The organism is Micromonospora humi (assembly GCF_900090105.1).
Classification (GTDB): domain Bacteria; phylum Actinomycetota; class Actinomycetes; order Mycobacteriales; family Micromonosporaceae; genus Micromonospora; species Micromonospora humi.
In genome coordinates this window covers 45,756-72,227 of the sequence record NZ_FMDM01000013.1, presented here as the reverse complement: position 1 = coordinate 72,227, position 26,472 = coordinate 45,756, and the positions used below count along the sequence as shown (strand labels likewise).

The following is a 26,472-nucleotide window of genomic DNA, read 5'->3' as shown; positions in this document are numbered from 1 at the left end:
CCGGGGAATGCCACTCACCCGCAGTCTCGCCGACGCCACCGTCGTCATCACCGGCGCCTCCAGTGGCATCGGTGCGGCCACCGCCTACGCGCTGGCCGGCCGGGGCGTCGCGGTGGTGCTGGCCGCCCGGAGCGAGGCGGCGTTGCGGCGCGTCGCCGAGCACTGCCGGGACCTGGGCGGGCAGGCCCTCGTGGTGCCCACCGACGTGACCGATCCGGACGCGGTGGAGCTGCTGGCGGCCCGGGCGGCGGACGAGTTCGGCCGGATCGACGCCTGGATCAACAACGCGGCCGTGGGCACGGTGGGACTGTTCGACGAGATCCCGGTCGCCGAGTTCCGCCGGGTGGTCGAGGTGAACCTGCTCGGCACCGTGCACGGGACCCGGGCCGCGTTGCCGTGGCTCACCGCGGCCGGCGGCGGCGTGCTGATCAACAACGCGTCCGTGCTGGCCGAGGTGGCCATGCCGTACCAGTCGGCGTACAACGCGACCAAGCACGCCATTCGCGGGCTGACCGACACGGTGCGGCAGGAGCTCCGGGTCACCGGTCGCACCACCATCTCGCTCTGCACCGTGCTGCCGGCCAGCATCGACACCCCGTTCTTCCGGCACGCGGCGAACCACACCGGGCGCGAGCTGACCCCGCCGCCGCCGGTCTACCCGCCGGAGATGGTGGCCGAGACGATGGTCCGGCTGCTACGCCGGCCCCGGCGCGAGGCGTACGCGGGCGGCGCGGCCCGGCTGATGGGGGTCCAGTGGCGGCTCGCCCCGGCGCTGGCCGAGCGGGCGCTCGGCTGGTACACCGCGCGGACCCAGTTCGGCCCCGGCGTCCGCCTGGACGCCACCGGCAACGTCTTCACGCCCGGCTCGGCGGCCGAGCGGACCGACGGCTGGTCCGGCCGGCGCGGCCAGTTGCTGCGGATGACGGCGGCGTTCGGCCTGGCGGCCGCCGGCACGGCGGTCGGCACCGTCGCGGCGATCAACCGGCGCTCCCGTTCGGGGCGAGCGTGAGTCCCGTCGACCGGACTGATGCGCGCGCCGGGACCGACGTGCACAATGGGACGATCATGCGGACGGACGCGCGTTGCCTGGTCGAGACCGACGAATCCTCGACGGTCAGGTTGACGGGTGTGCTCGACCGGTCCGAGGCCGAGGCCGTACGGGGCACGCTGCTCGCCCGGCTGTGGCAGCGGCCGGGCCCGGTGCGGGTCGACCTGTCCGGGGTGCGGATCCCCGACCCGGCGGTGCGCGACGCGCTCCACGAGGTCCGCCGCGAGGTCGCCGACTGGCCGGCCGCCGAGCTGCTGCTGGACTCGGGCGCCCCACCGGAGCCCCGGCCGGCGCCACCCGACCTGCTCGAGGTCGAGCTACCACCGGTGGTGGAGGCGGCACGCGTGGCCCGCTCGCTGATCGCCGAGGGGTGCGCCCGATGGGGCCTGCCCGAGCTGGCCGAGCCGGCCTGCATCGCGGTCACCGAGATGGTCAACAACGTGGTCTCGCACGCGGCGACCCCGATGACGCTGCGGCTCGCCCCGCGCGGCGCCGCCCTGCACGTGGCGGTCCGGGACCACGCCGCCGGGCGTCCCGCGTACACCGGGCCGGCGCCGGTCGACTCGGTCGGCGGTCGTGGGCTGCTGCTCATCGACACGGTGGCCCGGCGCTGGGGCAGCACGCCGCTGCCCGACGGCAAGGTGGTCTGGTGCGTGCTGTACGCCGAGGACGAGGCGGCCTTCCGCAACTGAGGTGCCGTTTCGCCCCGTTGATCCCGATCCACCCCGCCGGTCGCGGTTAATGCGGTGAGCGCAGTGGGTAGGTCACTCCCATGCGCGACGACGAGTACCCCACCCCCGTGTCCGATCCCGAGGCGGAGGGCCTGCCGGACACCGCCGACGACGACTCGACCGCCAACGACGACGTGCTGACCGGGCGCGAGGCGGACGGCCCGGAGCCGGCCCAGATCCCCGGCGACCGCACCCCGGTCGCCGTCGACCGGTTCGGCACCACCGCCGAGGAGCAGCTCGACGGCGAGTCGCTGGACTACAAGCTCGACCGCGAGCAGTACGAGCGTCCCGCCGACGACCCGCTGGCCGGCACCGTCGACCCGGCGATCGCGGCCGAGGCGGACAGCGAGGAGGCCGCCGCGCAGGCGCAGCTCGACGCGGACGTGATCGACCCGGGGCCGGTCTCCGACCCGCACTCCCCGGTCTCCGTCTACGACCACGGCCAGCTCGGCACCGTCGCCGACCACGAGGTGGGCCGGCTGGTCGAACCGGACGAGGGCGCGCACACCGACCAGGAGACCGACAACGTCGCCTACGACGCGGGCGCCGCCGGCGGCGGGGCCACCGCGGAGGAGCTGGCGGTGCACGAGACCCAGCCGCCGCCGGCCCGCTGACTCACCCGTCCAGGCCCCGCTCGATGGCGTACCGGGTCAGCTCGACCCGGTTGTGCAACTGGAGCTTGCCCAGGGTGTTCTGCACGTGGTTCTGCACGGTCCGGTGGGACAGCCGGAGCCGCTCGGCGATCTGCTTGTAGGACAGCCCCTTGGCGACCAGCCGCAGCACCTCGGTCTCCCGGTCGGTGAGCCGGGGCGCGTCGTCGTGCGGGGCCGGCGGCGCGGCGGCCAGCCGGCGATACTCGCCCAGCACCAGCCCGGCCAGTCCCGGCGTGAAGACCGGCTCACCCGCCGCGGTGCGGCGCACCGCGTCCAGGAACTCGGCCGGGGCGGCCGACTTGACCAGATAGCCGGTGGCGCCGGCCTTCACCGCGTCCAGCACGCTCTGCGGTTCGCCGCTGGCCGAGAGCATGAGCACCCGCACCTCGGGCAACGCGGCGCGCAACCCCCGGACCACCTCGACGCCGGAGACGTCCGGCAGCTGCAGGTCGAGCACGACCAGGTCGGGCCGGACCGCCGCGGCGACCCGGACCGCCTGCCGTCCCTCGCCGCTGGTCGCGACCACGTCGAGGCCGGCCTCGGTGAGGTCGCGGGCCACCCCCTCCCGCCACATCGGGTGGTCGTCGACCACCATCACCCGGATGCTCACCGCCGCCGGCTCCTCGGCACGGTCAGCTCGATCTCGGTCCCGGCGCCCGGGGCGGAGACGATCCGCACCTCGCCGCCCAGGTCCGCCACCCGGCCCCGGATGGACTGGGCCACCCCGAGCCGGCCCTGCGCCGCGGCCTCCGCCAGCCGCCCGTCCGGGATCCCCGGCCCCTCGTCGCGGACCGACACGGTCACCGTCGCCTCCTCGTCCTCGATCAGCACCCAGGCCCGCCCGCCCGCGTGCCGGGTCACGTTGTCCAGCGCCGCGCCGACCGCCGCGGCCAGCTCACCGGCCGCCCGCGCGGGCAGCGGCACCGGGGTGGCCGGCGCGGCCACCTGCACCGCCGCCGAGGCGTAGCGGTCCAGCAGGTCGCGCAGGTCCCGGTCGGCCCCGGCCCGCTCCGGCTCGGCGTCCACCCGGCCGATCAGCGACCGCAGGGCGGCTTCCTGCTCCCCGGCCAGCCGGGCCAGCTCGGCCGCCTCGCCGTCCAGGTCGGCGCCCCGCCGCCGGACCAGCGCCAGCACCTGGAGCACCGAGTCGTGGATGTCGCGGGCCAGCCGCTCCCGTTCCCGGGTGGCGGCCTCCAGCTCCACCGCCCGCTGCAACCGGGCCTCCGCCTCGACGACCAGCCGGCCCACGTGCCCGACCACCAGGCCGGCGAGCAGCAGCAGGATGGCCCCGGTGAACGCCGACGGGTTGATCGGGTCGCGGGTGGCCAGGTCGGCGCCGCCGAGCACCAGCGCGGCCACCGTGCCCCGCCGCCGGCCGCCGGAGACCGCCCAGGCCAGCACCGGCCCGGCCAGCCAGGCCGAGGTCAGCACCGGCACGCCGGCGGCGAGCGCCGGGCGGCCGACCACCCACGGCGTGGCCAGGATGATCGCCAGCACCACGGCGAGGTCGGCCAGGAGCAGCGGCCAGCGTCGCCCTGCCGGGCGCCGGTAGCCGACCGCCGTCACGCCGCTCCAGGCCAGCATGCCCAGCAGGACGGCGCCGGCGGCCACCGGGTGCGCGTACTCGCCGCCGTCGCGCAGCACGAGCACACCGACGTACGCGAGCGAGGCGAACCGGAACACCGCGATGGACCGCCAGAACGGGCCTTCCAGGCCGGAGGACGACGGCATGGGCGTCACCCTGCCACAGTCGGTCACGCGCGGGCCGCGGGGTGCGGGTCGGGAAACCCTGACGTACGGTGGAAAAGCCGCGAAATTCGTCGAGGGCCATCGCCGGGACGGGGTCATGACAAACGCAGAACTCCCCGCACCGCGTACGGTTGTGCCCATCGAACCTTCCCAACTGATCGCCGAGGCCTTCGACCAGGCCCACGTGACCGAGCTGCGGCACACGGTCACCTCCTGCGCGCTCGCGGTGGGGCTCACCGGGCAGCGGCTCGACGACTTCGTGCTGGCGGTCAACGAGCTGATCACCAACGCGGTGCGCCACGGCGGCGGGCAGGGCCGGTTGCGGCTCTGGCGACGCGGCGACGACCTGGTCTGCGAGGTCGCCGACCACGGGCACGGGATCAGCGAACGGCGACTGCGCGACCGCGACCGCCCGGCTCCCGAGACCGCCGGCGGATGGGGCCTCTGGCTGGCCCGGGAGCTGAGCGACACGATGGAGGTCGAGACCGGCGACGCCGGCACGGTCGTCCGGATCACCACGGCGGTGACCGCCCGGCGGAGCGCCACCCGTCCACCGGACGGCTGACCGGCCGCCGGGCCGCCTCGCCCTCAGCCGAAGAGCGCGCTCACCGACTCGCCGTTGTGGATCCGGCGCATCGCCTCGGCCAGCGCCGGCGCCACCGAGAGCACCTCCAGCTTCGGCACCCGCTTCTCGGCCGGAATCGGCACCGTGTTGGTGCAGACGATCTCCAGTACGCCGTCCTGCGCGCTCAGCCGCTCCAGCGCGCCGCTGGAGAAGAGCCCGTGCGTGCACGCCAGCCGGATCGAACGCACCTGCCGTTCCCGCAGGTGCGAGATCAGCTCGACCACCGTGCTGCCCTTGGCGATCTCGTCGTCCAGCACGATCACGTCCCGGTCCGCCACCTCGCCGATGATCGTGCTGATCTGCACCCGGTCGTCGCTGAACCGCTGCTTCGCGCCGGCCGCCACCGGGGTGCCGAGCATCCGGGCGAACGCCGCCGCCTCCTTGGCGTTGCCCAGGTCCGGCGAGACCACCACCGCGTTGCTCAGGTCGTGTCCCTTGAAGTGGGCGGCCAGCTCACGCAGCGCGTGCAGGTGGTCGACCGGGACGCTGAAGAAGCCGTGCACCTGCGGCGAGTGCAGCGTCATGGCCAGCACGCGGTGCGCGCCGGCCGAGGTGAGCAGGTCGGCGACGAGCCGGCCGCCGATGGAGATCCGCGGCGCGTCCTTCTTGTCCGACCGGGCGTACGCGTAGTGCGGCAGCACCACGGTGATCCGGGCGGCCGACGCGCCCCGGGCGGCGTCGATCATGAGCAGCAGCTCGACCAGGTGCTCCTGCACCGGTGGCACCAGCGGCTGGATGAGGAAGACGTCCCGCTCCCGGCAGTTCGCCTGCAACTGCACCTCGAGGCAGTCGTTGGCGAACCGGGACACCCGCACCGGGTGCAGCGGAACGGCGAGGTGGGCGCAGATCTCGGCGGCGAGGTCCGGGTGGGCGGTCCCGCTGAACACGGCAATGTCACGCACGTCTGATGATCGTACGGACCGGCCGACGGAGGCGCGGGACGCGCCCGGCGGGTACGGTGCCTGCGTGACCGGAGAGTTCGTCGCCGCCATCGACCAGGGCACCACCTCCTCGCGGTGCCTCGTCTTCGACTCCGCCGGTGAGATCGTCGCGGTGGCCCAACGCGAACACCGGCAGATCTTCCCGCGACCCGGGTGGGTCGAGCACGACGCCGAGGAGATCTGGACCAACGTGGAGCACGTGGTGCGGGAGGCGTTGGCGAACGCCGACATCGGCCCCGAGCGACTCGCCGCGGTGGGCATCACCAACCAGCGGGAGACCACAGTGGTCTGGGACCGGGCCACCGGCCGGCCGGTGGCCAACGCGATCGTCTGGCAGGACACCCGCACCGGCCCGCAGCTGCGCGAGCTGGCCGAGGCGTACGACACCGACCGGCTGCGGGCCCGCACCGGGCTGACCCTGGCCACCTACTTCGCCGGGCCGAAGCTGCGCTGGCTGCTCGACCACGTCGACGGGCTGCGCGAGCGGGCCGAGCGGGGCGAGGTGCTGTTCGGCACCATGGACAGCTGGATCATCTGGAAGCTGACCGGGCGGCACGTCACCGACGTGACGAACGCCAGCCGCACCCTGCTGATGGACCTGGAGACGCTCGACTGGGCGCCGGAGCTGCTCGACGCGCTGCGCATCCCGGCCGCGATGCTGCCCGAGATCCGCTGCTCGGCCGAGGTCTACGGCACCGCCGAGGGCGTCCTCGCCGGGGTGCCGGTGGCCAGCGCGCTCGGCGACCAGCAGGCCGCGCTGTTCGGGCAGACCTGCTTCCAGCCCGGCGAGGCCAAGTGCACCTACGGCACCGGCAGTTTCCTGCTGCTCAACACCGGCGCGAGCCCGGTGCCGTCGCGACACGGCCTGCTCACCACCGTGGCCTACCGGATCGAGGGGCAGCCGGCCACGTACGCGCTGGAGGGTGCCATCGCGGTCACCGGCTCGCTGGTGCAGTGGCTGCGCGACAACCTCGGCCTGATCTCCACCGCCGGTCAGGTCGAGGAGCTGGCCCGCACGGTCGACGACAACGGCGGCTGCTATGTGGTGCCGGCCTTCTCCGGCCTGTTCGCGCCGCACTGGCGCAGCGACGCCCGGGGTGTGATCGCCGGCCTGACCGGCTACATCACCAAGGGCCACCTGGCCCGGGCGGTGCTGGAGGCGTCCGCGTTCCAGACCCGCGAGGTGGTCGACGCGATGAACGCCGACTCCGACGTCGCGTTGCGCCGGCTGCGGGTGGACGGTGGGATGACCGGCAACGCGCTGCTGATGCAGTTCCTTGCCGACGTGCTCGACGTGCCGGTGGTGCGCTCCCGGATCACGGAGACCACCTGCCTCGGCGCCGCGTACGCGGCCGGCCTGGCCGTCGGCTTCTGGCCCGACCTGGCGACGCTGCGGGACAAGTGGCGCTCCGACGCCCAGTGGGAGCCCGCCATGGACCCGACCCACCGCGAGCACGAGCTGCACCAGTGGCACAAGGCCGTCCAACGCACCCTGAACTGGGAAGACTGACCTCCCGCCCGCCCTCCCCCGCGATCTTGCACTTTCGGCCCGCGATCCGCCCTGAATGCCCCTTGTGCCGGGGCAGGAAGTGCAAGATCGCGGGTCAGGAGGGGGTGAGGACGCAGAACTCGTTGCCCTCGGGGTCGGCCATGACCGTCCAGTGGATGTGGGCGCCGGACAGGTCGATGCGGGTGGCGCCGAGCGTCTCCAGGCGGGCCACCTCGGCCGCCATGTCGTCACCCGGGTAGGGGCGGACGTCAAGGTGGACGCGGTTCCAGCCGGTCTTCGGGTCGGGGTTGCGGACGAACTCCAGGTAGGGGCCGACACCCGCGGCGGAACGCAGCGAGGCGTGCTGGTCGGTCACCTCGTGCACGGTCCAGTCCGTCGCCTCGCCCCAGAACCGGGCCATCTCGCGCGGGTCCGCGCAGTCGACCACCACCGCGGCGATCGGCCCGGTGTCCCGGTAGATCGGGCGCGGCTCCAGCACGCAGAACTCGTTGCCCTCCGGATCGGCCAGCACCGTGAACGGGACGTCACCCTGGCCGATGTCGGCGGGCGTCGCGCCCAGCTCCGTCAGCCGCGCGACCAGCTCCGCCTGATGGGCCGCCGACGTGGTGGCCAGGTCGACGTGCACCCGGTTCTTGCCCACCTTGGGTTCGGTGGAGACGACGAGGTCGACGCAGACCGCGACCGGGTCGGGGTAGACGATGCCCTCGGGTTCGAGGTTGGTCACGCCCGGCCCCTCGCTGGAGATGCCCCAGCCCAGCGCCTTCGCCCAGAAGCCGCCGAGCGCGGCGTCGTTCCGGGCCTTCATGTTGATCTGCACGAGCCTCGTCGCCATGCGGACGAGACTAGACGTCCGGTCAGTCCCAGCGGTCGCCGGTGAGCTTCTCGTACGCCTCGACGTAGCGCGCGCGGGTCGCCTCGACCACGTCGGCCGGCACCTCCGGCGCCGGCGGGAGCTTGTCCCAGCCGCTCTCGACGGCCCAGTCCCGCACGTACTGCTTGTCGAAGGAGAACTGGGCCCGACCGGGCTGGTAGGACTCGGCCGGCCAGAACCGGGACGAGTCGGAGGTGAGCAGTTCGTCGGCGAGGACCAGCGTGCCGTCCGGCGCCCAGCCCAGCTCCAGCTTGGTGTCGGCGATCAGGATGCCCCGATCCGCGGCGATCTCCGCGCCCCGCCGGTAGACGTCGAGGGTGATCTCCCGCAGCCGCTCCGCGGTCTCCGGCCCGACCTTGTCGACCACCTGGTCGTAGGTGATCGGCTCGTCGTGCTCGCCCTTCGGCGCCTTCGTCGACGGAGTGAAGATCGGCTCGGGCAGGATCGACGCCTCCACCAGGCCCCGGGGCAGCGGCACGCCGGACACCGAGCCGGTGCGCTCGTACTCGGCGAGACCACCGCCGGTCAGGTAGCCCCGGGCCACGCACTCGACCGGCACCATCTCCAGCCGCCGGCACCGGACCGCCCGCCCGGCGAACTCCGCCGGCACGTCGGTGGCGGAGACGACGTGGTTCGGCACCAGGTCCGACAGTTGCTCGAACCACCACAGCGAGAGCGCGGTGAGCAGGCGGCCCTTGTCCGGGATCGGGGTCGGCAGCACCACGTCGTAGATGGAGACGCGGTCGGAGGCGACCAGGATCAGGTCCGCGCCGTCGGCGTAGACGTCCCGGACCTTGCCCGAGTGCAGAAGTTCCACGGCGGTAAGTACACCATGACCGGCGTACGCCGTCCGGCGCGCCCGCCGGCCGTCCCACCCGGCGTTGACACCCCCGTCCGGGGCCGGTGGAATGATTCGTCCAGCCCATCATCGGAGAGAACCGTGCGCGCTCAGCGGCCCGTCCCCCGTCCCGGCCTCGACCGGCGACGGTTCCTCGGCGCGCTCACCGGCCTGCCGCTGCTCGCCGGCGGGCTGAGCGGCGGGCTGGCCGGTTGCAGCCCGGCGGAGGACGAGGCCGCGGCCGACGACGGGCCGATCGAGCTGTCGGTGTTCTGGTGGGGCGGCAACCGCCGCGCCCAGGTGACCGAGCAGGCGCTGCGCCTCTACACCCAGCAGAACCCCCGGGTCAGCTTCCGGATCACCTGGCAGGGGCTGGCCGGCTACTACGACCGCCTCGCCACCCAGGCCACCAGCGGCAACGTGCCCGACCTGTTCCAGATCGACGACACCCTGCTCACCGAGTACGACCGCCGCGACATCCTGCTCGACCTCACCCGTTACGCCGACGACGACCGGCTGGAGCTGCGCGGCCTGCCGGAGCAGTTGGCCCGCTACGGCCGGGTGGAGGAGCGGACCGTGGCGGTGCCCGCCGCGCAGACCAACGCGGCGCTGGTCTTCAACCGGGACCTGCTGCGCCGGCTGGGCCAGCCCGAGCCGCGCACCGGCATGTCCTGGAAGGAGTACGCCCGCTGGGCGGCCCGCGTCACCCGGGCCTCCGGCAACCGGGTGGCCGGCACCATGGACCCCTCCGGCGACTACCGGGCGCTCTGGCTCTGGCTGCGCGGCCAGGGCAGCGAGCTGTACCAGGGGCGGCAGCTCGGTTTCAGCTCGGCCGAACTGCTCGCCTGGTTCGAGTTCTGGGAGGTCGCCCGCTTCGACCGGGCCACCCCGAGCGCGGCCCTGGTGGAGCAGGCGGACACCGGCGAGCTGGCCCGCCAGCTCGTGGTCACCGGCCACACCGCGGCGTCCTTCGCCTGGTCGCACCAGTTCCCGGAGCTGCAACGCCTCACCGAGGACAACCTGGGCGTCGTCGCCTTCCCGGGCACGCCGGCCGCCCAGTGGCCGCGGGCGTCGATGTACTGGGCCGGCTTCCGCGGCACCCGCCACCCGGGCGTGGTGGTGGACGTGCTCAACTTCCTGACCACCAACGTGGCGGCCGGTCGGATCCTCGGCGTGGAACGCGGGCTGAGCCCCAGCACGCAGGTCCGCACGTACGTCGTCGACGGCGTGACCGACCGGGCCGAGAAGCGGGTGGCGGCCCTGGGTGGGGAGCTGGACCAGTTGGCCGGCCCGGCCCCCGCGCCGCCGCCGAAGGGGCACGCCGCGGTGCGGAGCCTGCTGATCGACGCGGCCGAGAGCATCCGTGGCAAGCGGGCCGGCGCCCGCACCGCTACCTCACGGTTCATGGCCCGGGCGAACGCCGCCCTCGCCGGCGGGTAGGGCGGGGCCCCTTCTTCACGCGTCCCGTGGAGGAGGAGCCCCCGCTCGACATCTCAGGACCGCGCGTCAGCGCGGCGGACCCTTGCGCCGGTTCCGCATCAGCATCAGCACGAGCAGCACGATCCCGCCGACCACCACCAGGCAGCAGAGCAGGCCGAGGACGCCGAAGCCACCCCGGGAGCGCCGGCGCGCGGCCTCGACCACGACCTCGCCGGTGCCGGTCGACGCCCAGGCCGCGACCGGTACGAAGACCGAGAGCACGACCGTACCGATGACCGCGGTCAGGCGGCCCCACCATCTGTTCAATCCAGCCATGCCCCCATCCTCGCCGAGGCACGCAACCGGGGCACGTCGGACGCGAGGGAAGGATCCGGATAGGGAGAAGGGCCCCGGAGTGAACTCCGGGGCCCTTCGTCACGAGTAGCGGGGACAGGATTTGAACCTGCGACCTCTGGGTTATGAGCCCAGCGAGCTACCGAGCTGCTCCACCCCGCGTCGGTATGTACAGCCTAGCGCATCGGAATCGGGGAGATCAGCCGGGTCCCCCGATCCCGCCGACACCGCCTCGCGCCGGAACGGTGAAGGGCCCCGGAGTGAACTCCGGGGCCCTTCGTCACGAGTAGCGGGGACAGGATTTGAACCTGCGACCTCTGGGTTATGAGCCCAGCGAGCTACCGAGCTGCTCCACCCCGCGTCGGCTCGTTAACCGTAGCGCACCGACCCGACGAGGCGCAAAACGGGTCAGCCGCTCGGGGACGGCGACGGTGACGACGAGGCCGAGGGTGCCGGCGAGGCGCTGCCCGAGGGTGCGGCGGACCCGCCCGCCGCCGCCTGGGCCCGCTGGAACGCGGCCATCGCGTCGTCCAGCGCCTTCAACGCCCGGCCGTACCGCTCGAAGTCGCCGGACGCCTGCGCGGCCTTGACCTCCGCGATGGCGCTCTGCACCTTGCCTGCCGCGTCGGCCAGCTCGCCGGTGAGCGGCGGTGGGGTGTTGTTGTTGCCACCGGTCGGCGGCGGGGTCTCGCCGTCGTCGGTCGCCGGCGGCGGGCTACCCGCGCCGGCACGTTTGCCCTGCTCGACGAGCTGTTTGATGCCGTCGCTCAGGTTGTTGGCGAGCACCACGTACGAACCGCCGTCACCGTATGAGAGCAGCACCTTCTGCAACAGCGGGTACGCGTCCTGGCTGCTGCTCTTCACGTAGACCGGCTCGACGTAGAGCATGCCGTCGGCGAACGGCAGCGACAGCAGGTTGCCGTACTGCACCTGCGCCTGGTTGGAGGAGAGCAGGTTGAGCTGCTGCCGGATGTCGCCGTTGTTGGTCATCTGCTGGTGCACCTGGGTCGGCCCGGAGATCCGGGTCTGGTCCGGCAACTCCAGCACCTCCAGGCGCGGCTGCCCGTCCACGTACGAGCCGGAGACCAGCGCGGCGAGGTTCTGCCGCCCGTTCGGGGTGACCGCGGAGGTCAGCTGGAACCGTGGCCCCTCCTGCCCCGGGAACTGCGTGAACAGGTAGTAGGGCGGCTGTTTCTGCCCGCTGTCCGGCGCGTCCGGCACGTTCGGCACCTGCCAGAAGTCCTGGCCGGAGTAGAAGTCGCCGGGGTCGGTGACGTGGAACTTGGTGAGCAGGTTGCGCTGCACCTTGAACAGGTCGGCCGGGTAACGGAAGTGCTCGGCCAGCTCCGCCGGGATGTCGCCCTTGGGCAGCACCAGGTCACCGCCGAACGCCTTGTTCCACGCCTTCAGCACCGGGTCGGAGTCGTCGTACGAGTAGAGCTTGACCGTCCCGTCGTACGCGTCGACGGTCGCCTTCACCGAGTTGCGGATGTAGTTGACGTTCTCCCGGGCGAGCTGGAACGTGCCCCGACCGGTCAGCTCGTCGGCGGTCTCCGCCTGGAGGTTGACCCGCTCGGCGTACGGGTAGGTGGCCGCCGTGGTGTAGCCGTCGATGATCCACAGGACGCGGCCGTTGACCACCGCCGGGTACGGGTCGCCGTCCAGGGTGAGGAACGGCGCGACCTTCTCCACCCGGTCGCGCGGGTTACGCACGTAGAGCAGCTTCGAGTTCTCGTTGACCGCCTCGGAGAGCAGGAAGTTCGACTCCTGCTCCTTGATCGCGTAGAGCAGCCGACGGGGGAACGAGCCGACCTTGACGCCGCCCTCGCCGGAGTAGGTGTAGTACTGCTCGCCGCCGGTCTGGGTGGGGCGGTCGAACTCGACGTTGCGGTCGCCCTTCTGCCCCACGATCGCGTAGTCGTCGGGCTCCATCCGCTCGCCGTAGTAGATCCGCGGCTGCTGGGCCGGGATCTCCTCGGTCGGCGCGGAGCACGCCTCCTGCGCCTTCTCGCCGAGGAAGCCGGAGACGAAGTACGGCTGGCCACCGCAGACCACCTGGTTCGCCGGGGCGGCGACCAGGCCGTAGCCGTGGGTGTAGACGGTGTGCCGGTTGATCCAGTTGCTCTGCTGGTCGGTCAGCTCGCCGTAGTTGATCTCGCGGACGCCGACCACGTAGTCGGAGGTCTTGTCCTTGACCGCGTACCTGTCGATGTCGAGTTTCGAGCCGAAGTCGTAGAAGCCCCGCACCTGCTGGAGCTGCGTGTAGGTCTCGGAGACCAGTTGCGGGTCGAGCAGCCGCACGTTGGACACCACCGAGGTGTCGGTGGCCAGGCTGGCGGGTGGCACGAGGTTGCTCGCCGCGTACCCGGTGGTCTTCGTGCCGTTGAGCCCGAACGCGGACCTGGTCGCCTCGATGCTGCGTTGGATGTACGGCGCTTCCTTGTCCCGGGCGCTCGGCTTCACCTCGAAGGTCTGCACGGCCCACGGGTAGATGCCGCCGATGGCCACCGCGGAGACGCCCAGCAGGGCCAGCGAGATGCCGGGCCAGACCAGGTTCCGCATCACCGCGTTGGAGAACACGATGATCGCGAGCGCCACCAGCACGGAGATCCAGGCGAGGATCTCCTTCGCCGGGAGCAGCGCGTTCACGTCGGCGTAGCCGGCGCCGTAGAGCTTGGCGCCCTCGTTGTACTCCAGCAGCATGGCCCGCCGGTCGAGCACGTAGGCGACGGCCTTGAGCAGGACGAAGACGGCCACCAGCGAGCTGAGGTGGGCGCGGGCGGAGTTGGTCATCCGGTCGCCGACGCCCTGCAGGCGCACCCCGCCGAAGATGTAGTGCACGGCCAGCGCGCCGAGCAGGGCCAGCACCACCGCGGTGAAGCCGACGCCGAGCACGTAGCGCCAGAACGGGAGCTGGAAGACGTAGAAGCCGACGTCGACGCCGAACTCGGGGTCCTTGACGCCGAAGTTGCCACCGTTGCGGAACAGCAGCCACTGGGCCCACCGGGTCTGCGCGGAGAGCCCGGCGAAGAGCCCGATCACGGCGGAGACAAGCGCGATCCAGGTGCCGAGCCGGGGGGTCAGCAGCATCCGGTAGCGCTCCAGCGTGGCCTGCTCGGCCGAGTGCGGGCGCATCCGGGGCCGCAGCCGGTAGGCCAGCCAGAGGTTGCCGCCGACGATCAGCGCCAGGCCGACGCCGACGACCAGGAACAGCAGCAGCCGGGTGGCGAGCACGCCGGTGAAGACCTGGGTGTAGCGGACCTCGTCGAACCAGAGCCAGTCGGTCCAGGCGTTGACCCCCCAACCGAGCAGGGTGAACAGCACGAACACCCCGACCAGGACCCCGATGGTGACGCGCCCGCGTCGACTCATCCTCGGCAGGGGACTGCTACGCATGACCACTATTGGCTCCGCACGTTTGAGGTGATCGGCTCCGACCAGGCACCCAAGAGTACGGGGTGTTCCTGAACACGTCGGGTCAAGGTCACGTCACGATCGCCCGGGGGCCGTTGACCGGTCCTGCTCAGCAGCGCGTCGGCTGCCCCCCGGCACGCAGCGCCTCCAGCGCCTTGAGCGCGTCGTCGAGCGTCGCCACCCGGAGCAACGGCAGATCCGGCTGCGGGTTACGGACCGCCTCGGCGCAGTTGTCCGCGGGCACCAGGAAGACCTTCGCGCCGGCCTCCTTGGCGCCGACCAGCTTCTGCGCGATGCCGCCGATCGGGCCGACCCGACCCTCGTCGTCGATGGTCCCGGTGCCGGCGACGATCTTCCCGCCGGTCAGGTCCGCCGGCTCCAGCTTGTCGATGATGCCCAGGGTGAACATCAGGCCGGCGCTCGGACCGCCGATGTCCCCGAGGTCGATCCGGAGGGTGAACGGGTGCGGCTGCTGCTGGTCGATCTCGACCCCGATGCGCGGCCGGCCGTCCTGCTCCCGGCTGGTCACCGTCGCCGTGCCGGGCGTGCCGCCCCGGGTGTAACCGATCTTCAGCGCGGTGCCGGCGGGCTTGGCCCGGATCAGCTCGGTGAGCTTGGCCGCGCTGGTCACCGGCGCCCCGTCGACCGAGGTGAGCACGTCGTCGACCCGCAGCGCGTCCACCGACGGCCCACCCGGGGTGACGGTCTTGACCAGCACCTTGATCGGGTAGCCCAGCTCACGCAGGGCCGCCGTCTCGGCGCTGGTCTGCGAGTTCTGGAAGTCCTCCGCGTTGCGCTTCTCGACCTCCTCCTGCGACTCCCCGGGCGGGTAGACCAGCTCCCGTGGCACCACCGCCTCGTCGGAGGAGAACCAGCCGGCCAGTGCCGAGCGGAGTCGGACCGTGGGCTGCACCCCGACCGTGGTGAGCCGGAGCTGCCCGGCGGAGGTGGACGTCGCGCGTCCGGTGACCTGGATGACCTCCTTGCCGTTCTCACTGCCGAGCGTGTTGACGGTCGGGCCCGGGCCGAGCACGACGTACGGCAGGGGCACGCTCAGCACGCCGACGCTGAGCAGGGCGGTGAGCAGGGCACCGAGCAGGACGGTCACGCCGCGACGTCTCATGCGCCAGAGCGTACCGATCCGCGCCGCGCCGTCCGGCGCGGTGACCGACGGACTTCGCCCTCAGCGCAACGCCGACGGGCACGACCTGCGGCGGGGCCCGCGTACCGTAGAGGTCGTGCCTGATATTCCGTTCGGCTTCGCGCTCCCGGGTGGTCAACCACCAGACCCCAACGATCCCGCGCAGATGCAGCAGTTCATGTCGCAGTTGCAGCACCTGCTGTCCGCGCCGGGCAGCGGGCCGGTCAACTGGGACCTGGCCCGGCAGGTGGCCGCGAGCCAGCTCGCCGCCGCCGGCGACCCGGCGGTCTCGCCGTTCGAACGCAACGCGGTCGAGGAGGCGCTCCGGATCGCCGACCTCTGGCTGGAGCCGGCGACCTCGTGGCCCTCCGGCATCCGTTCCTCGGTGGCCTGGAACCGCAATGAGTGGATCTTCAAGACGCTCGACGTGTGGCGCAAGCTCTGCGACCCGGTGGCCAGCCGGATGGTCGGCGCGATGGGCGACCTGGTGCCGCCGGAGGCGCGGGCCCAGCTCGGCCCGATGCAGTCGATGGTCGCCACGCTGGGCGGCGCGCTCTTCGGCGGGCAGCTCGGCCAGGCGCTCGGCTCGCTCGCCGCCGAGGTGCTCTCCGCCGGCGACATCGGCCTGCCGCTGGGGCCCGCCGGCGCCGCCGCGCTCATCCCCGCCAACATCAAGGCGTACGGCGAGGGCCTGGAGCTGCCGGAGGACGAGGTACGCCTCTACGTGGCCCTGCGCGAAGCCGCCCACCAGCGGCTCTTCCAGCACGTGCCGTGGCTGCGCGGGCACGTGCTCACGGCGGTGGAGAGCTACGCCGCCGGCATCCGGGTCAACCGGGAGGCGATCGAGGAGGCGATGGGCCGGGTCGACCCGACCGACCCGGAGTCGATGCAGGCGATCGCCCTGGAGGGCATCTTCACCCCCGAGGACACCCCGGCGCAGAAGGCCTCACTGGCCCGGCTGGAGACCGTCCTCGCCCTGGTCGAGGGCTGGGTGTGCCACGTGGTGGACAGCGCCGCCGGCGACCGTCTGCCCAACGTGGTGAGCCTCGGCGAGGCGTTCCGCCGCCGCCGGGCCGCGGGCGGCCCGGCGGAGCAGACGTTCGCCGCGCTGGTCGGCCTGGAGTTGCGGCCGCGCCGGCTGCGCGAGGCGACAGTCCTCTGGGCGGCGCTGACCGAGCAGCGTGGCATCGCCGGCCGGGACGCGGTGTGGGGTCACCCCGACCTGCTCCCGTCGGACGACGACTTCGCCGCCCCCGAGGCGTTCGCCGCGACCTCCACCGACCTGGACGACGAGTTGGCCAACTTCGACTTCTCCGCGCCCGGCGGGCCGGAGGAGCCGACCCCGGGCGAGGACGACGGCAAGCAGTCCTGATCCCGGAGACGCCGGTCGGGGCCCGCACGGTTCTCCGTGCGGGCCCCGCCGCGCAAGGGCCCGGGAGTTCGTGACCCGGGTGGACGCCGCCGCGGTGCCGACAGGCTGCGGCACGACTCTCGGCAGTCGGCCGGAAGGGCCAGCAGCGCCTACGAACTTGATGACGCGGACGACTCACCGCCACAGGTTCGCCGCAGCCGATGCCGACACGCGGCTCGACGCCGAGCCGACTCATCCGCGTCATCGAGTTCGTAGGCGCCCATGGGAGTCCCTCGTTCCTCGCCGAGACACGCGGGCGGACAGCGGACAGCGGACAGCGGAGCGACGTGGCGCGCGGGCGGGTCAGCCGGGGCGGCCGGAAAGCAGCGCGCGGGTCGCGTCCCAGCCCTCGAAGGCCGGGTCGAGCGCACCCAGGTCGGCCGGGCCGCGCAGGCGGCGCCAACCGGCGGTGACCGCCACGTCTCCGGGTCGGGGCGCGGCGGCCCGCACCTCGGCCGGAGCGGTCGTGTCGAGATCGAGCGCCGGCAACCACTGCGGCACCGGCAGCCGGGCGGCCACGCCGAGCAGCCCCGGCCCGCTCCCCTCCACCGGGGCGACCGCCACCGGGCGGCTGGACAGCGGCCGGAGCAGCTTGCCGAGCGTCAGCCCGGGCACGTCGGGCGCGTCGGCGGCGACCACGGCCGCCTGGTCGTAACCGGCCACGGCGGCGAGGACCGCGTTCGGGGTGGGCTCGGGCACCTCGTGGACGGTGGTGCCGGGCCAGACCACCGCGTCGGCCAGCCAGCGGTCGGCGGGCGTGACCGCCACCGCGGTCTCCACCTCGTTCAGCGTGGCCAGCAGGTCCACCACGTCCTCGGCGAGGGCGGTCCGCCACCGCTCCGGCGGGATCCCCGGCGGCGACCAGGACACCGGGCCGAGCAACGCCACCACCACACGTCGGACCATCCGCCGACCCTAACCCGCCCCGCGAGCCGGGGCTCAGATGCCGGCGGTGGCGGCCACGCCCTCCAGGTAGCCCCGGGCCCGCTCGGCCTTCGGGTAGCGGGCGACCAGGGACCAGAACGTGGCGTTGTGACTGGGAACGATCAGGTGCGCCAACTCGTGGAGAAGGACGTAGTCGATCACCCAGTCGGGCATGTCCTGGATCCGGTGGGAGATCCGGATGGTGCGGTCGGCCGGGGTACAGGAGCCCCAGCGGCCGTTCTGGTTGGTCACCCAGCGCACACTTGCCGGCTCGGCGACGGAACCGTGGTCCGACAGGTAGAGGCCGATCAGACGGCAGGCCCGGGCGAGCAGCTCGGCGTCCGAGCGGGCGAAGCGGCCCTCCCGGGCGGCCAACCGGGCCAACATCCGGTCGACCCACTCGCTCTCCTCGGCGCGGGAGAACTGGTCCGGGATGAGCACGACGACGCGCTCGCCGTCCCGGTACGCGGACACCGTGCGTCGCCGACGCTGACTGCGCCGCACCTCGACGACGGGCTTCCGCGCCACGGCCATTACCGCGCCGCGCAGCCTCGGTTGACTGTCACGAGGGAAAAGGTAATGCGTACTGACCAGGAGTCCGCAAGAGTCAACACGGCGACACGCGCCCGGAAAATGGCGTTTGGTGGCCAGGAGTCCCGAAAAATTTCTTTGCGACGGTAGTTGACCATCACCTCTCGGCCACTCGTCACGTTAGATGATCTACGACGGGTCGTCGGCGCGGGGGCCGCGCGAAGGGGATCTGAGCGTATTTACCCGGCGTGTCCTCCCGAAACTGACTTATCCGACGTTACTCGGCATGCACACTCTCGTCGTCGACTTGCTCACAGAGTCGGCGTGCAGCTGACATGGAACCGCCCAGACCTGGGTAGGGTCCGCCAACCAGCGGTCAGGAGACTGATCGCGGAGAACCCCCGGCGCCGGTGCCACGCGTGGCCCGCCGCAGGGAGACCCGCCGGGCACCTCCGGCGGACGAGACGAGGAGGCTACCGTGGCCGACCAGGCCCAGACCTACAACGGTTACTGCGTCAAGTGCAAGGAGAAGCGGGACTTCGAGGGGCACGTGGAGGTCTCGAAGACCGGCATGAACATGGCCAAGGGCAAGTGCCCGGTGTGCGGCACAACAGTGAACCGCATCCTGGGCAAGGCCAAGGTCTGACCCGACCGGTTCGTTCGGGGGAGGGGTGGCCGTCGGCCGCCCCTCCCCCGTCGGCGATCCGACACGGTTACCGACCGGTTGTGGAAAACCGGCGAAATCCTGTGGACAACGCTGGCCATGGCGCGCCGCGCTTGTGGACAACGAACGACGGAGTGCGCGGACACGGTCACCATTCGTGGTGTGACCCAGCCGACGCCCCTCATCCGCCCCACCCTGCTGCCCGGGCTGACCCGCCTCTGGCGTGACCGGCGCACCCTCCAGCTCGGCGTGGAGCCCGGCCCGGCGGTGCTGGTCGAGGTCTCCACCCCGGGCACCACGCACCTGCTCGACCTGCTCGACGGCACCCGCAGCGAGCGGGCCGTGCTGGCCGCCGCCACCGCCGCCCGGGTTCCGCCGGCCGAGGCCCGTGCCCTGCTCGACGCGCTCCGCGCCGCCGGTCTGGTCGTACCGGCGCAGACGCTGCTCCCCCGCAACCTCGCCGGACCGCCGCGGACCCGGCTGGTCGCGGAGGCCGATGCCCTGGCCCTGGTCGCACCCCACCTGCCCGGCACGCCGGCCCGACTGCTACGCCGCCGGCGGGCCGCCCGGGTGCTGGTCACCGGCTCGGGCCGGCTCGGCGCGACGGTCACCGTCGCGCTGGCCCAGGCGGGGATCGGACACGTCGTACCCGATCTGTCCGGCCCGGTCCGCGCCGGCGACCTGGTCGGCACCGGCCTGCCCGACGAGGAGCTGGGCCGGCCGCTGGCCCCGGCGGTCCGCGCGGCGCTGGGACGGTGCGCGCCGGGCACCGCCACCGGCCCGCTGCGGAATGCCCGGCCCGACCTGGTGGTGCAGCTCGGCGTCGGCCGCCCGGCCGAGTTGCTCGCCGCCGGCCACGCCCGCCGCCGACAACCCCACCTCCTGCTCGACCTGCGCGGCGGGGTGCCGGTGGTCGGGCCGCTGGTGCGTCCGCCCGCCGGCCCGTGCCTGCGCTGTATCGACCTGCACCGCGGCGACCGGGACCCGGCCTGGCCGACGCTCGCCGCCCAGCTCGCGGCCGACGTCGGCGACCCGGCGTGCACGGTCACCACCCGGCTCGCCGCGGCGGCCTTCGCGGCGGCCGAGGCGCTGGCCCAGCTCGACGGCGGCACCCCGGAGACGCTCGGCTCGGCGGTCGAGGTACGGGGCCCCGGTCGCTTCCGGCGCCGCCGATGGTCCCCGCACCCCGCGTGCGGCTGCTGCGGGCGTCGCTCGATCCGGTCGGCCCCGCCCGCTCCCGGCCGCACGCCAGCAGCGGGCCCCTCGCGTCGGTAACAATGGTCCGGTGACCGACATCCCGCGGCGGGCCGTGTCCCGCACCGCCAAACTCGCCGCCCTGCCGCTCGGATTCGCCGGTCGAACCGTCCTCGGCATGGGAAAGCGGGTCACCGGGCTCGCGTCCGACGTCATCTCCGCCGAGATCCAGCAGCGCACGGCCGAGCAGTTGTTCAGCGTCCTCGGGCAGCTCAAGGGCGGGGCGATGAAGTTCGGCCAGGCCCTGTCGGTCTTCGAGGCCGCGCTGCCCGAGGAGGTCGCCGCACCCTACCGGCAGGCGCTCACCAAACTCCAGGAGGCCGCCCCGCCACTGCCGGTGGCGACCGTGCACAAGGTGCTCGCCGAGCAGCTCGGGCCGGACTGGCGGGACCGCTTCGTCTCCTTCGACGACGTCCCGGCCGCCGCGGCCAGCATCGGCCAGGTGCACCGGGCGGTCTGGCGCGACCCGGGGTACGGACCGAACGGCGGCCCCCTCCACCGGGACGTGGCCGTGAAGATCCAGTACCCGGGGGCCGGCGACGCCCTGCTCGCCGACCTCAAGCAGCTCTCCCGCCTGGGCGGCATGTTCCGCGCCATCCAGCCGGGGCTGGACGTCAAGCCACTCCTGGCCGAGCTGCGCGAGCGGATCACCGAGGAGCTGGACTACGAACTGGAGGCCGAGTCGCAGCGGGCGTTCGCCGCCGCGTACGCCGACGATCCGGACATCTTCATCCCGGAGGTGCTCGACGCCGCGCCCCGCGTGCTGATCACCGAGTGGGTCGAGGGCATCCCGCTGTCCGAGATCATCCGGGAGGGCACCGACGAGCAGCGCAACGAGGCCGGGCGGCTGATGGCCGAGCTGCACCTCTCCGCGCCGGAACGGGCCGGGCTGCTGCACGCCGACCCGCACCCGGGCAACTTCCGGCTGCTCCCGGACGGCCGGCTCGGTGTGATCGACTTCGGCGCGGTGGCCCGGATGCCGGAGGGCACGCCGGAGCCGATCGGCCGGATCGCCGCGCTCGCGCTGCGCGGCGACGCCGACGGAGTGGTGGACGGGCTGCGCGACGAGGGCTTCGTCGGGCGGAACGAGCCGATCGACGCTCCCGCGGTCCTCGACTTCCTCCGGCCGATGCTGGAGCCGATCGCGGCCGACGAGTTCCGCTTCACCCGGGCCTGGCTGCGGGCCGAGGCGGCCCGGTTGGCCAGCCCCCGCTCGGCGGCCTACCAACTCAGCCGGCAGCTCAACCTGCCGCCGTCCTACCTGATGATCCACCGGGTGACGCTGGGTTCGATCGGAGTGCTCTGCCAGTTGGAGGCGAAGGCGTCCTACCGGGCGATCCTGGAGCGCTGGCTGCCCGGCTTCGCCCCGGTGGCCTGAGCACGGAGCACGCCGAAGGGGCGGCGACCATTCGGTCACCGCCCCTTCCTCAGGTGGTGGATCTAGAGAACGCCCAGGTCGCGGGCCGACTGGCCACGACCCCGCATGGCGACGGTACGGGCGGAACGGGTTGCCTCAGTGCTCGTGGTGGTGCGACCGGCCTGAGGCCGGGGCATTCGAGCCCTCGACAACGCTTCGTGGAGTAGTTGCATCTCGGTTCCGTTCGGCAGGTGCAGCATGGGTTTCTCTCTCAGGTCGGCCGGTGGAGGGACACCGGCATCGGTCGGTCGGTCGTGGAACGCAGGTAGGTCAGGCTGCCAGCCGGACGGCGCTACGCGACTCGGACAGCCCGCTGGCTGCCAGTCGCGCCTCCGCCTCGACCCGGAGCTGGGCGTCACGGGCGAGGTCCTCCTTGCGCGGACGGCCACGGGGCCGCTTGCGCGGGACGACCGCGCCACGCTCGAAGATCTCGCCGCCCCAGACGCCCCAGGGCTCGGCCCGCTCCACCGCCCCGGCCAGGCACTCGACGCGCAGCGGGCAGTCCCCGCAGAGCGACTTGGCCAGCTCGAGCTCGGTGGGCGAGTCGGAGAACCACAGGTCGGGGTCGAACTTCCGGCAGGGCAGGTTCGCCTCCACCTCGACGCTCACGTCGAGTGGGGCCAACGCCAGACTCATCCTCCGGTCACCTCTCTCTCACTTCGATCTCGTGGATCGCATTTCCGACGTACGGCGGCGGTACAAAAACTGAGGCCGCGGATCCCGGTGTGCGGGTTCCGCGGCCTCGAGGTGAGCCGGTGGTCTGTGGATCAGACCGGTCTACCTCGAGGTGGAACGCCGCGGACATCAGTGCGCTTCTTGGCGCCGCCGATGCCCATGCCCGTGAAGCCACTGGTCCCCTCGACTCCGGTGACCGGCGCAACGGTCAGGTTCAGCTCGGCCTGAGCCTGGACCTGGTGCACCTGCGGAGCCGACGGTCGAGCGGCAAGGGCCACCCGGACGGACGACAGGGGAACGCCGGCAGCTGGCATAGCCGCCGGACGCTCGTAGATGTAAATCTCCATTGGTGCCACCTCCCTGACCTTCCTCGTGCCGACCATGGACTCATCCCCCGTGAGCAGCCAGAACAGCGCTGCTCGTGAGGTGTGTCCTGAGGCTATTCCTCGCCCTCGGGGGAGGGCAAACGATTTACGGCTAGATTTTGAAACTTTTCTGCGGGCAGAACCTGGTCCACCGTGGCGCCGGCCACGAGGGCCAGCACCGGCTCGCCGTAGAGCCCCACCTTCCGGGGCCCGATCCCGGCGATCGCCACCAGCTCCTCGACGCGCCCCGGCTTCCGCTCCGCCAGCGCGGTGAGTGTGGCGTCGGTGAAGACCACGTACGCCGGCACCTTCTGCGCGCCGGCCACCCGCTGCCGCCACTCGCGCAGTCGTTCGTACAGCTCCTCGTCGAGGTCCGACGGGCAGGTCGGGCAGCGGCCGAGCTTCCGGTCCGCGCCGGCGAGCAGCGTGGCGCCGCAGATCCGGCAGGAGACCACCTGCGGTCGTCGCCGTTCGGCCCGTCGGGCCGGGCCCGCGCCGCCGGCCCGCTCACCGCCGCCGGAGCGGTCCAGCTGGGGCAGGAAGCGGGACGGCCGCCGGGCCCGCCCGCCGGGCGAGCGCGCCGCCGCGTACGACAGCCAGAGCCACTCCCGGGCCCGGGTGATCCCGACGTAGAGCAGCCGCCGCTCCTCCTCGACCTGCTCCGGCGTCTTCGCGTACGAGGTGGGCATCGTGCCCTCGGCCAGCCCGACCAGGAACACCGCGTCCCACTCCAGGCCCTTGGCCGAGTGCAGCGACGCCAGCGTCACCCCCTCCACGGTGGGCACGTGCTGCTGGGCGGCCCGCCGGGCCAACTCCTCGGTGAAGCCGGTCAGTGTCACCGGCCGCTCCACCGCGGCGGCCTCCCCGATCGGCACCACCTCGGGGGTCGCCGCGTACTCCTCGGCGAGCTGGACCAGCGCGGCGAGCGCCTCCCAGCGTTCCCGGGCGGCACCGCCGGCCGGGGGCGCGTCCGGTGCCCAGCCGACCGCGGTGAGCCCCTCCACCACGGCCGCCCTCAGCGGTGTCTCCCCCGGCACGGAACGGGTGGCGGCGCGCAGCGCGATCATCGCCTGGCGCACCTCGGGCCGCTCGAAGAACCGCTCCGCGCCCTGGAGCACGTACGGCACCTCGGCCTCGGAGAGCGCCTTCTCGTACGCCTCGGACTGCGCGTTGGTGCGGAACAGCACCGCGATCTCCCGCGCGGGGGTGCCGCCGGCCACCAGCGCCCGACAGCGGGCGGCGACGGCGTTGGCCTCGGCCGGCTCGTCGGTGAAGATCCGCAGCTCCGGCTCGGGGCCGGGCCGGCGCTGGCCGTGCAGCTCCAGCCGCAGCCGCGCCTCGGCGCCCCGGGCCGCCGAGATCACCGCGTTGGCCAGGCCGACCACCTGCGGGGTGGAGCGGTAGTCGCGGACCAGCCGGACCACCGTCGCGCCGCGGTGCTGCCGCGGGAAGTCGACCAGGTAGGACGAGGTCGCGCCGGTGAACGAGTAGATGGTCTGGCTGGCGTCGCCGACCACGGTGAGGTCGTCCCGCCCGCCGAGCCAGACGTCCAGCAGCCGCTGCTGGAGCGGGTTGACGTCCTGGTACTCGTCGACGACGAAGTGGCGGTACTGGTTGCGCACCTGCTCGGCCACGTCCGGGTGTTCCTCGATCCCCCACACCGCGGCGCGCAGCATGTCCTCGAAGTCGATCACCCCGTTGCCGCGCTTGAGCCGCTCGTATGCGGTGAACACCTCGGCCACCCGGGCCGGCTCGTACGGCGTCTCGCGCAGCGCCTTGGCCGCGGCCACCGGGTATTCGTCCGGCTCGACCAGGGAGGACTTGGCCCACTCGATCTCGGCGGCGAGGTCGCGGGCGGCGGCCCGGTCGGTGCGCAGGCCCACCTTGGCGGCGGCCAGCGTGACCACCCGCACCTTGCTGTCCAGCAGCTCCGGCATGGCCCGCCCGGCCAGCAGCCGGGGGACGAAGTAGCGGACCTGGCGCAGCGCCGCGGCGTGGAACGTGCGCGCCTGCACACCCTGCACCCCGAGCACGGTGAGTCGGCTCCGCATCTCGGCCGCGGCGCGGGCGGTGAACGTGACCGCCAACACGTGCCGGGCGGCGATGTCGCCGCCCAGCGCCCGGTAGGCGATCCGGGCGGTCACCGCCCGGGTCTTGCCGGTCCCGGCGCCGGCCAGGATGCAGACCGGGCCGGCCGGGGCGGTGACCGCGGAGCGCTGCTCCGGATCCAGCCCGGTCAGCACCCGCTCCGCCGCTGAGTGAACCCCCACAGCAGGGAATCATCCCAGCCCCGTCCGACGTTGCAGCGGTTAGCCTGGCCTGATCGGACCGGGCGCGAGCCACCCTTGGAGGACCAGACCATGCTGACGATGTATTCCACCCCGTGGTGCGGCTACTGCCACCGGCTGAAGTCGCAGCTCGACCGGGAGGGCATCGCGTACGAGGTGGTCGACATCGAGCAGGACACCGCGGCCGCGGAGTTCGTGATGGGTGTCAACGGCGGCAACCAGACGGTGCCGACGCTGCGCTTCGCCGACGGCAGCGCGCTCACCAACCCCTCGATCAACCAGGTGAAGCAGCACCTCGCCGCGCTCCCCGGCTGACCGACCGCACCTGCCGAGCGGCCGTACCCCGCGGGGGTGCGGCCGCTCGTCTCTGCTCAGCGGGTGCGGCGCCGGTGGGTGGTGGCGAGCATCTCGTCGTCGAGCGGCCGGCGGGGGCCCGGGACGCGGGCCGGGCCGGCGCCCGGCGGGGTGAGCCCACGGCCCCGCCAGAGATAGAGGCCGGCGGCCGTGGTGATCGCGCCGACCAGCACGAACAGCAACCGGTAGTCGAACACCCCGACGAGCAGCGCGCCGGTGCCGATGGAGACCGCCTGCGGGCCGCTGATCAGCGCCTTCGACGCGGCGGTGACCCGACCCAGCAGCCCCGGCGGCGTCCGGCGCTGGACCAGCGTGTGCAACCCCACCATGGTCAGCGGCAGCGAGACGCCGGCCAGCAGCAGCGCGACCACCCCGAGCCAGAGCCGGGGGTACGCCAGCGCCACCATGGCCGGGCCGAAGAACGTCACCCCGGCGGCCAGCGCGCCCAGCTCACCGAGCCGGCGGACCACGGCGGCCGAGAGCAGGCCGCCGATCAGGCCACCGACGCCCTGCACCATGACCAGCACGCCGACGAACGCGGCGTCGCGGCGCAGACCCAGGTCGACGTACGCGAAGATCAGTGACTCGCTGAAGCCCATCACCAGCGAACCGAGCCCGTAGCCGACCAGCGCCCGGCGCAGCGCCACCTGGCGGGCCAGGTGGCGCAGCCCGGCGCCCACCCCGGCGGCCCAGTGGCGCCCGGGCGCCGGCGGCCCGTCCTCGTCCGCACGGAGCAGGCCGACCACCGCGGCGGCGGCGAGGAACCCGCCCATCGCCACGGACGCCAGCAGCCAGCCGCCGACGGCGGCGTAGATGGCGGCCCCGGCGAGCGGCCCGACCAGCCGCAGCCCTTGACGGACGGTCTGCAGCGCCCCGTTCGCGTCGGCCAGCAGGTCGGCCGGGACCAGGTTGCGGATCAGCCCGTTGAGCACGGCGGTCACCGTGATCGAGGAGAGGCCGTAGAGCGCCGCCACCAGGTAGATGACCCAGACGTCGGACCGGTCCCGCACGGTGAGCAGCGGACCGAGCAGCACGGCGGCGACCAGGTTGGCGGCGATGAAGAAGGGCCGGCGGCGGTAGCGGTCGACCACCCAGCCGACCAGCGGGGCGAACGCCATCGGCGCGATGACGGCGAAGACGGTCGCCCCGGCCATGCTGTCCGAGCCGGTCAGGTCCTTGACCCAGACGGCCAGGGCGAGCAGCAGGATCGACTCCGCCGCCATGCTCGCCACCATCGCGGCGAAGAGCAGGCGGAAGTCGGGGCGGCGCAGGACGGTGCGCATCGGTTCCCTCCG

The 26,472-nt window shown here is 73.1% G+C and carries 25 protein-coding genes and 2 tRNA genes; 11 read left to right on the top strand and 16 right to left on the bottom strand.

Features of this window, described 5'->3' with window-relative positions; translation table 11 throughout:
• Positions 1-7 precede the first annotated feature (7 nt).
• The 3 genes from GA0070213_RS23120 (at position 8) to GA0070213_RS23110 (ending at position 2,393) form a co-directional block, all read left to right on the top strand.
• Positions 8-1,009 carry an SDR family oxidoreductase gene (locus GA0070213_RS23120; protein WP_091068676.1) on the top strand — a complete coding sequence of 334 codons (1,002 nt, stop codon included), beginning with the start codon at positions 8-10 and terminating at the stop codon, positions 1,007-1,009.
• Between the two features lie 56 nt (positions 1,010-1,065).
• On the top strand, positions 1,066-1,740 hold the full coding sequence (locus GA0070213_RS23115) for an ATP-binding protein (protein WP_091068673.1): 675 nt from the start codon (positions 1,066-1,068) through the stop codon (positions 1,738-1,740).
• A gap of 80 nt (positions 1,741-1,820) precedes the next feature.
• Complete coding sequence (locus GA0070213_RS23110) at positions 1,821-2,393, top strand: DUF5709 domain-containing protein (RefSeq protein ID WP_091068669.1); 573 nt, start codon at positions 1,821-1,823, stop codon at positions 2,391-2,393.
• A gap of 1 nt (position 2,394) precedes the next feature.
• Here the strand turns inward: GA0070213_RS23110 and GA0070213_RS23105 are convergent, their stop codons facing one another.
• Together GA0070213_RS23105 and macS are read right to left on the bottom strand one after the other, a co-directional pair.
• Positions 2,395-3,027, bottom strand: coding sequence for a response regulator (locus GA0070213_RS23105; protein ID WP_175441460.1), 633 nt, complete (start codon positions 3,025-3,027; stop codon positions 2,395-2,397).
• A gap of 11 nt (positions 3,028-3,038) precedes the next feature.
• Entirely contained in the window at positions 3,039-4,163 is a 1,125-nt protein-coding gene (gene macS / locus GA0070213_RS23100) for a MacS family sensor histidine kinase (RefSeq protein ID WP_091068662.1), read from the bottom strand.
• Positions 4,164-4,278: 115 nt separating this feature from the next.
• Between macS and GA0070213_RS23095 the strand changes: the two genes are divergently transcribed.
• Entirely contained in the window at positions 4,279-4,746 is a 468-nt protein-coding gene (locus GA0070213_RS23095; RefSeq protein ID WP_091068658.1) for an ATP-binding protein, read from the top strand.
• A gap of 23 nt (positions 4,747-4,769) precedes the next feature.
• On the opposite strand, the gene GA0070213_RS23090 is transcribed toward GA0070213_RS23095, so the two are convergent.
• Positions 4,770-5,708 (bottom strand): ribose-phosphate diphosphokinase, encoded by a 939-nt coding sequence (locus tag GA0070213_RS23090; RefSeq protein WP_091069066.1) that lies wholly within the window; start codon positions 5,706-5,708, stop codon positions 4,770-4,772.
• A gap of 64 nt (positions 5,709-5,772) precedes the next feature.
• Here GA0070213_RS23090 and glpK point away from each other — a divergent pair, with 64 nt between their 5' ends.
• Complete coding sequence (glpK, locus tag GA0070213_RS23085; protein ID WP_175441452.1) at positions 5,773-7,257, top strand: glycerol kinase GlpK; 1,485 nt, start codon at positions 5,773-5,775, stop codon at positions 7,255-7,257.
• A gap of 94 nt (positions 7,258-7,351) precedes the next feature.
• Here the strand turns inward: glpK and GA0070213_RS23080 are convergent, their stop codons facing one another.
• Positions 7,352-8,089 (bottom strand): VOC family protein, encoded by a 738-nt coding sequence (locus GA0070213_RS23080; protein WP_091068651.1) that lies wholly within the window; start codon positions 8,087-8,089, stop codon positions 7,352-7,354.
• A 22-nt stretch (positions 8,090-8,111) separates the two neighbouring features.
• Complete coding sequence (locus GA0070213_RS23075; RefSeq protein ID WP_091068648.1) at positions 8,112-8,945, bottom strand: phosphoribosylaminoimidazolesuccinocarboxamide synthase; 834 nt, start codon at positions 8,943-8,945, stop codon at positions 8,112-8,114.
• Between the two features lie 123 nt (positions 8,946-9,068).
• Here GA0070213_RS23075 and GA0070213_RS23070 point away from each other — a divergent pair, with 123 nt between their 5' ends.
• Positions 9,069-10,406: an ABC transporter substrate-binding protein gene (locus GA0070213_RS23070; protein ID WP_091068644.1), complete on the top strand. Its 1,338-nt coding sequence runs from the start codon at positions 9,069-9,071 to the stop codon at positions 10,404-10,406.
• Between the two features lie 66 nt (positions 10,407-10,472).
• Here GA0070213_RS23070 and GA0070213_RS23065 read toward each other — a convergent pair whose 3' ends face one another.
• The 5 genes from GA0070213_RS23065 to GA0070213_RS23045 form a co-directional block, all read right to left on the bottom strand.
• The gene (locus GA0070213_RS23065) at positions 10,473-10,721 is read right to left on the bottom strand and encodes a hypothetical protein (RefSeq protein ID WP_091068640.1); all 249 of its coding nucleotides are present in this window, start codon (positions 10,719-10,721) and stop codon (positions 10,473-10,475) included.
• 106 nt (positions 10,722-10,827) lie between these two features.
• Positions 10,828-10,901 (bottom strand) — tRNA-Met (locus GA0070213_RS23060).
• Between the two features lie 125 nt (positions 10,902-11,026).
• Positions 11,027-11,100 (bottom strand) — tRNA-Met (locus GA0070213_RS23055).
• Between the two features lie 47 nt (positions 11,101-11,147).
• Entirely contained in the window at positions 11,148-14,135 is a 2,988-nt protein-coding gene (locus GA0070213_RS23050) for a UPF0182 family membrane protein (RefSeq protein ID WP_175441451.1), read from the bottom strand.
• A gap of 127 nt (positions 14,136-14,262) precedes the next feature.
• The gene (locus tag GA0070213_RS23045) at positions 14,263-15,276 is read right to left on the bottom strand and encodes a YlbL family protein (RefSeq protein ID WP_175441450.1); all 1,014 of its coding nucleotides are present in this window, start codon (positions 15,274-15,276) and stop codon (positions 14,263-14,265) included.
• Positions 15,277-15,391: 115 nt separating this feature from the next.
• Here GA0070213_RS23045 and GA0070213_RS23040 point away from each other — a divergent pair, with 115 nt between their 5' ends.
• A complete protein-coding gene (locus tag GA0070213_RS23040; RefSeq protein ID WP_091069063.1) occupies positions 15,392-16,666 on the top strand; it encodes a zinc-dependent metalloprotease in 1,275 nt (424 codons plus the stop codon).
• A 342-nt stretch (positions 16,667-17,008) separates the two neighbouring features.
• On the opposite strand, the gene GA0070213_RS23035 is transcribed toward GA0070213_RS23040, so the two are convergent.
• Together GA0070213_RS23035 and GA0070213_RS23030 are read right to left on the bottom strand one after the other, a co-directional pair.
• Positions 17,009-17,611, bottom strand: coding sequence for a hypothetical protein (locus GA0070213_RS23035; RefSeq protein WP_091068630.1), 603 nt, complete (start codon positions 17,609-17,611; stop codon positions 17,009-17,011).
• A gap of 33 nt (positions 17,612-17,644) precedes the next feature.
• Positions 17,645-18,163: a M48 metallopeptidase family protein gene (locus GA0070213_RS23030; protein ID WP_091068628.1), complete on the bottom strand. Its 519-nt coding sequence runs from the start codon at positions 18,161-18,163 to the stop codon at positions 17,645-17,647.
• A gap of 475 nt (positions 18,164-18,638) precedes the next feature.
• Here GA0070213_RS23030 and GA0070213_RS31665 point away from each other — a divergent pair, with 475 nt between their 5' ends.
• From GA0070213_RS31665 to GA0070213_RS23020, 3 genes are all read left to right on the top strand, one after another.
• Complete coding sequence (locus tag GA0070213_RS31665; protein ID WP_007464795.1) at positions 18,639-18,806, top strand: DUF5679 domain-containing protein; 168 nt, start codon at positions 18,639-18,641, stop codon at positions 18,804-18,806.
• A 180-nt stretch (positions 18,807-18,986) separates the two neighbouring features.
• Positions 18,987-20,099, top strand: coding sequence for a TOMM precursor leader peptide-binding protein (locus GA0070213_RS23025; RefSeq protein WP_245716520.1), 1,113 nt, complete (start codon positions 18,987-18,989; stop codon positions 20,097-20,099).
• A 10-nt stretch (positions 20,100-20,109) separates the two neighbouring features.
• A complete protein-coding gene (locus tag GA0070213_RS23020; protein WP_091068621.1) occupies positions 20,110-21,456 on the top strand; it encodes an ABC1 kinase family protein in 1,347 nt (448 codons plus the stop codon).
• Between the two features lie 309 nt (positions 21,457-21,765).
• On the opposite strand, the gene GA0070213_RS23015 is transcribed toward GA0070213_RS23020, so the two are convergent.
• The 3 genes from GA0070213_RS23015 to GA0070213_RS23005 form a co-directional block, all read right to left on the bottom strand.
• On the bottom strand, positions 21,766-22,131 hold the full coding sequence (locus GA0070213_RS23015) for a WhiB family transcriptional regulator (protein WP_091068617.1): 366 nt from the start codon (positions 22,129-22,131) through the stop codon (positions 21,766-21,768).
• Positions 22,132-22,262: 131 nt separating this feature from the next.
• The gene (locus GA0070213_RS23010) at positions 22,263-22,517 is read right to left on the bottom strand and encodes a hypothetical protein (RefSeq protein ID WP_091068612.1); all 255 of its coding nucleotides are present in this window, start codon (positions 22,515-22,517) and stop codon (positions 22,263-22,265) included.
• 92 nt (positions 22,518-22,609) lie between these two features.
• Entirely contained in the window at positions 22,610-24,805 is a 2,196-nt protein-coding gene (locus GA0070213_RS23005) for an ATP-dependent DNA helicase UvrD2 (protein ID WP_091068609.1), read from the bottom strand.
• A 90-nt stretch (positions 24,806-24,895) separates the two neighbouring features.
• Between GA0070213_RS23005 and GA0070213_RS23000 the strand changes: the two genes are divergently transcribed.
• Complete coding sequence (locus GA0070213_RS23000) at positions 24,896-25,138, top strand: mycoredoxin (protein ID WP_091068606.1); 243 nt, start codon at positions 24,896-24,898, stop codon at positions 25,136-25,138.
• A gap of 56 nt (positions 25,139-25,194) precedes the next feature.
• Here GA0070213_RS23000 and GA0070213_RS22995 read toward each other — a convergent pair whose 3' ends face one another.
• The gene (locus GA0070213_RS22995) at positions 25,195-26,460 is read right to left on the bottom strand and encodes an MFS transporter (RefSeq protein WP_091068605.1); all 1,266 of its coding nucleotides are present in this window, start codon (positions 26,458-26,460) and stop codon (positions 25,195-25,197) included.
• Between the last annotated feature and the right edge of the window lie 12 nt (positions 26,461-26,472).